This window comes from Streptomyces synnematoformans, assembly GCF_039531005.1.
Classification (GTDB): Bacteria; Actinomycetota; Actinomycetes; order Streptomycetales; family Streptomycetaceae; genus Streptomyces; species Streptomyces synnematoformans.
On record NZ_BAAAPF010000394.1, the window covers coordinates 1 to 5803 of the forward strand.

3 protein-coding genes are annotated in these 5803 nt (G+C 75.9%); all 3 read left to right on the plus strand.

Annotated elements, in window-relative coordinates; translation table 11 throughout:
* Positions 1-391 (plus strand): cobalamin biosynthesis protein (locus tag ABD317_RS32820; protein WP_344294834.1); only part of this gene is annotated, 391 nt, incomplete at its 5' end.
* A gap of 40 nt (positions 392-431) precedes the next feature.
* Positions 432-4085 (plus strand): cobaltochelatase subunit CobN, encoded by a 3654-nt coding sequence (gene cobN, locus ABD317_RS32825; RefSeq protein WP_344294837.1) that lies wholly within the window; start codon positions 432-434, stop codon positions 4083-4085.
* Positions 4086-4347: 262 nt separating this feature from the next.
* A partial coding sequence (locus tag ABD317_RS32830; protein WP_344294840.1) for a magnesium chelatase ATPase subunit I occupies positions 4348-5803 on the plus strand: 1456 nt, incomplete at its 3' end.

A 5803-nucleotide genomic window follows, 5' to 3' on the forward strand; every position in this document is an offset into this window, starting at 1 on the left:
GCCCGACGACCTCGTGGGATACCCCGGCGCGCGCCCCCCCGCGGCGCCCGCGGCGGTCGCGGTAGCGGCCCCCCGCGCCGCCCTCCGCGCCTGGCGGCGCGACGGGCCCCGGCACCCCAGCCCCAACGCCGGCCCCGTGGAGGCCGCGTTCGCCGGTGCGCTCGGCGTCCGGCTCGGCGGGGAGCTGTCGTACGGGGGCCGCGCCGAGCACCGCGCGGTGCTCGGCGGCGCCGGCCGGCCTCCCGCGGTACGGGACATCGAGCGCGCCGTACGCCTCTCCGCCCGCGTCTGCGGGCTGGCCCTGCTGGTCACCACCGGCGCCGCCGTGCTCCGCACGGCGGCGGCACAGCACCCGACACCCTGCCCACCGACCGAAGCGAGCCCCGCATGAACAGCCCGGACCCCGCCGCCCCGGCACCCGGCGAGGCGGCATGACGACCGTCCTGCTCCTCTCCACCGCCGACACCGACCTCCTCGCCGCCCGCGCGTCCGGCGCGGACTTCCGCATCGCCAACCCCGCCCGCACCGACCCCGCCGGCCTGCCCGCGCTCCTCGACGGCGTCGGCGTGGTGGTCGTACGGCTCCTCGGCGGCAAGCGCGCCTGGGAGGACGGGCTCGCCGCCCTCCGGGCCGCCGGCCCGCCCACCGTGCTGCTCGGCGGCGAGTCCGTGCCCGACGCCGAGCTGATGGCCGAGTCGTCGGTGCCCGCGGGGGTGGTCGCCGAGGCGCTGCGCTACCTCGTGGCGGGCGGGCCCGCGAACCTCGCCGAGCTGGCGCGGTTCCTGTCCGACACCGTGCTGCTCACCGGCGAGGGCTTCGCCCCGCCGCACCCCATGCCGGCGTTCGGGGTGCACGGCTCGTACGTCGTGAAGGACGACCGCCCCACCGTGGGCGTGCTCTTCTACCGCGCCCACGAGCTGTCCGGGAACACCGCCTTCGTCGACACCCTCTGCGCCGCCGTCGAAGCGCACGGCGCCAACGCCCTGCCCGTGTACTGCGGTTCGCTGCGCGGCGCCGACCCCGGCCTCTTCGAGCTGCTGGCCCGCGCCGACGCCCTCGTGGCGACCGTGCTCGCCGCCGGCGGCACCCGGCCCGGCGACGCCTCCGCGGGCGGCGACGACGAGGCGTGGGACGTGGGCGCGCTCGCGGATCTGGACGTGCCGGTGCTGCAGGGGCTGTGCCTGACGTCGTCGCGCGCCGCGTGGCTGGCGTCGGACGCCGCGCTGTCGCCGATGGACGCGGCGATGCAGGTGGCGATCCCGGAGTTCGACGGGCGGCTGGTCACGGTGCCGTTCTCGTTCAAGGAGGACGGCCCGGACGGGGTGCCGGTGTACGCGGCGGACGAGGAGCGGGCCGCGCGCGTCGCGGGGATCGCCGTGCGGCACGCGCGGCTGCGGCACACGCCGAACGCCGCCAAGCGGATCGGGCTGGTCTTCACCGCGTACCCCACCAAGCACTCCCGCGTCGGCAACGCCGTCGGCCTGGACACCCCCGCCTCCGCCGTCCGCCTGCTCGACGCGCTGCGGGCCGCGGGCTACGGCGTCGACGGCCACCCCGACGACGGCGACGAGCTGATCCACCGGCTGATCGCCGCCGGCGGCCACGACGTGGAGTGGCTGACGGAGGAGCAGCTGGCGGCGGCGCCGGCCCGGGTGCCGCTGGACGACTACGAGCGGTGGTTCGCCGCGCTCGACCCCGGGTTGCGGGCCGCGGTCGTGGAGCACTGGGGCGAGCCGCCGGGCGAGCTGTACGTGGACGGCGACGAGATCGTGCTGGCGTCGCTGCGCTTCGGCAACGTCGTGGTGATGATCCAGCCGCCGCGCGGCTTCGGCGAGAACCCCATCGCCATCTACCACGACCCGGACATGCCGCCGTCGCACCACTACCTGGCCGCGTACCGCTGGCTGGACCGCACGTTCGGTGCCGACGCGCTCGTGCACATGGGCAAGCACGGCACGCTGGAGTGGCTGCCGGGCAAGGGCCTCGGGCTGTCGGCGGGGTGTGCGCCGGACGCGGTGCTGGGCGACCTGCCGCTGGTGTACCCGTTCATCGTCAACGACCCGGGCGAGGGCACCCAGGCCAAGCGCCGCGGGCACGCCACCGTGGTCGACCACCTGGTGCCGCCGATGGCCCGCGCCGACTCCTACGGCGACCTGGCGAAGCTGGAGCAGCTCCTCGACGAGTACGCGCTCGTCTCCGACCTCGACCCGGCGAAGGCGCCGGCCGTGCGCAGCCAGATCTGGACGCTCGTACGGGCCGCGGAGCTGCACCACGACCTGCAGGTGGCCGAGCAGCCGGACGACGCCGACTTCGACGAGTTCGTGCTGCACGTCGACGGCTGGCTGTGCGAGATCAAGGACGTGCAGATACGGGACGGGCTGCACGTGCTGGGCGCCGGCCCGGTCGGCGAGGCGCGGGTGAACCTGGCGCTGGCGGTGCTGCGTTCGGCGCAGGTCTGGGGCGGCGCCGGCGGTGCGCTGCCCGGGCTGCGGGCGGCGCTCGCGGCGCGGGCGGGACTGGTGGAGGCGGAGCTGCTGGCGGAGCCGGGGGCCCGGATCGCGGTACCGGCGGCGCTGACGGCGCGGGCGGCGGGGCCGGCGCGTACCGCGTCGGACGCGATCGACCTGCTGGAGTCGCTGGCGCGGCGGCTGGCCGAGGGGATGGAGGAGCGGGAGTGGGCGCGCACGGCCGTGCCCGACGTCGTCACCGGGGTCCTGGGTGACGACGAGGGAACCGCGGACGTGGTGCGGGTGCTGGAGTTCGCGGCCGCGGAGGTCGTCCCGCGGCTGCGCCGCACCGGCGACGAGATCGGCAACGTTCTGCACGCGCTCGACGGCGGCTACGTGCCCGCCGGGCCGTCCGGCTCCCCCACCCGCGGTCTCGTCAACGTGCTGCCGACCGGGCGCAACTTCTACTCCGTCGACCCCAAGGCCATCCCCTCCCGGCTCTCCTGGGACGTCGGCAGCGCCCTCGCCGACTCGCTCCTCGCCCGCCACCTCGCCGACCACGGCGCGTACCCGAGGTCCGTGGGGCTGACGGTCTGGGGCACGTCCTGCATGCGCACCCAGGGCGACGACATCGCGGAGATCCTGGCGCTGCTCGGCTGCCGCCCCGTGTGGGACAACGCGTCGCGCCGGGTGACGGGCTTCGAGGTGGTGCCGCGGGCGGAGCTGGGCCGGCCGCGCATCGACGTCACCGTACGCATCTCCGGCTTCTTCCGCGACGCCTTCCCGCACGTCGTCGGCCTGGTCGACGACGCGGTGCGCGCGGTCGCCGAGCTGGACGAGCCGCCGGAGGCCAACTTCGTACGGGCGCACGCGGACGAGGACACCGCCGCCCACGGCGACCGCCGCCGGGCCACCGCCCGCATCTTCGGCTCCAAGCCCGGCGCGTACGGCGCGGGCCTGCTGCCGCTGATCGACGCCCGGAACTGGCGCTCGGACGCCGACCTGGCGGAGGTGTACGCGGTCTGGGGCGGCTACGCCTACGGCCGCGGGCTCGACGGGCGGGCGGCGCGCGGCGACATGGAGACGGCGTTCCGGCGGATCCAGGTGGCGGCGAAGAACGTCGACACGCGCGAGCACGACATCGCCGACGCCGACGACTACTTCCAGTACCACGGCGGCATGGTGGCGATGGTGCGGCATCTGACCGGTGACTCGCCGGAGGCGTACATCGGCGACAGCGCGGTGCCCGAGCAGGTGAAGACCCGCACGCTCGGCGAGGAGACGCACCGGGTGTTCCGCGCCCGCGTGGTGAACCCGCGCTGGACGGCGGCCATGAGAAGGCATGGCTACAAAGGAGCCTTCGAGATGGCCGCCACCGTCGACTACCTCTTCGGCTACGACGCCACCGCGGGCGTGGTGGACGACTGGATGTACGAGAAGCTCGCCGCGGAGTACGTCTTCGACGCGGAGAACCAGGAGTTCATGCGGCGCTCCAACCCCTGGGCGCTGCGCGGGATCGGCGAGCGGCTGCTGGAGGCGGCCGAGCGGGGCCTGTGGACGGAGCCGGACCAGCGGACGCTGGCCCGGCTCCGGGAGATCTACCTTGGGCTTGAAGGAGATCTGGAGGGGGAGGATTGACCTCTTTCCCCCAAATGAGGAGGAACTTCCGCCCCTTGCGGGACGGACTTTTCTGCTTCGACGCCGACCGCCGACCTGGGGTTACCAGCAAGGGACGGTGGGCCGCCCATCGGTCTTACACCTGCTCCACAGACGTAACTTCCCGCCAGCCCGGCGGTAGTCCCGTCCGGCAATATGCGCCGACCGGGCAAACCCACACTCGCATCACATCCGCACCGATTGGCGCAGTCTCCTGGGCTGCCACCCGAAGGAGTGAACACCGGTGAACGTGCCCTATCCGTTCTCCGCCGTCGTCGGCATGGCAGAACTCCGGCTCGCGCTGCTGCTCAACGCCGTGTCCCCGACGGTCGGCGGGGTGCTCGTGCGCGGCGAGAAAGGGACGGCGAAATCGACCGCCGTACGAGCCATCGCCGCCCTGCTCCCCGACGTCGCCGTCGTCCCCGGCTGCCGGTTCTCCTGCGACCCGGCCGCGCCGGACGCGGACTGCCCGGACGGGCCGCACGAGGCGGGGCGCGGTGACGGCGTACGCGCGGCGCGGATGGTGGAGCTGCCGGTGGGCGCGTCGGAGGACCGGCTCGCGGGGGCGCTGGACATCGAACGGGCGCTGGCGGAGGGCCGGAAGACCTTCGAGCCGGGGCTGCTGGCGGAGGCGCACCGCGGCGTGCTGTACGTGGACGAGGTCAACCTGCTCCACGACCATCTCGTGGACCTGCTGCTGGACGCCGCCGCGATGGGCGCGAACTACGTGGAGCGCGAGGGTGTCTCCGTCCGGCACGCGGCCCGCTTCCTGCTGGTGGGCACCATGAACCCGGAGGAGGGCGAGCTGCGCCCGCAGCTGCTCGACCGGTTCGGTCTCACGGTGCAGGTCGCCGCGTCCCGCGAGCCGGACGAGCGGACGGAGGTGGTGCGGCGGCGGCTCGCCTACGACGCGGACCCGGCCGGCTTCGCGGCGCGCTGGGCGACGGAGGAGGACGCGCTGCGGGCGCGGATCGCGGCGGCCCGGGCGCTGCTGCCGGCGGTGGTGCTGGGCGACGCGGCGCTGCGGCAGATCACGGCGACGTGCGCGGCGTTCGAGGTCGACGGGATGCGCGCGGACCTCGTGATGGCGCGTGCCGCGACAGCCCTCGCCGCATGGGCCGGGCGTACGGAGGTGGCGGCCGAGGACGTACGGCAGGCGGCGCTGCTGGCGCTGCCGCACCGGCGCCGGCGCAACCCGTTCGACGCGCCGGGTCTGGACGAGGAGAAGCTGGACGACACGCTGCGCGAGCACGCGGAGGGGGCCGGCGGCGGCGCGGGCGACGGCGGTGACGGGGACGACGGGCCGGAGCGGGACCCCGATCCGGACGGGCCGCCGGACGGCGACGGTGGCGGTGGCGGGCCGGCTCCGCGGCGGCCCGGGGACACCGATGGCACGGGCGACGCCGCGGACGCGGCGGACGCGGCGGCGCCGCAGGACCCGTCCCGTACGGAGACCGCCCCGCCCCCCGGCGACACCTCCGCGGCCCCGGGCGACAGGGCTGGTGACGGGGCCGGGGACGCCCCGCCCTCCGGCGACGGCGACCCCGCCGCCCCCGCCGAGCCGTTCCGCACCCGCCGCCTCGACGTGCCCGGCGTCGCCGAGGGCGCCGTCGGCCGCCGCTCCCGTGCCCGTACCGCCCCCGGCCGCACCACCGGCGCCCGCCGCCGACGCCGCGGCGCCCTCCGCCGCCATACCGTCC

Excerpts from the sequence above, each read along its gene's own strand:
- cobN (WP_344294837.1), top strand. The coding sequence starts at position 432 with ATGACGACCGTCCTGCTCCTCTCCACCGCCGACACCGACCTCCTCGCC.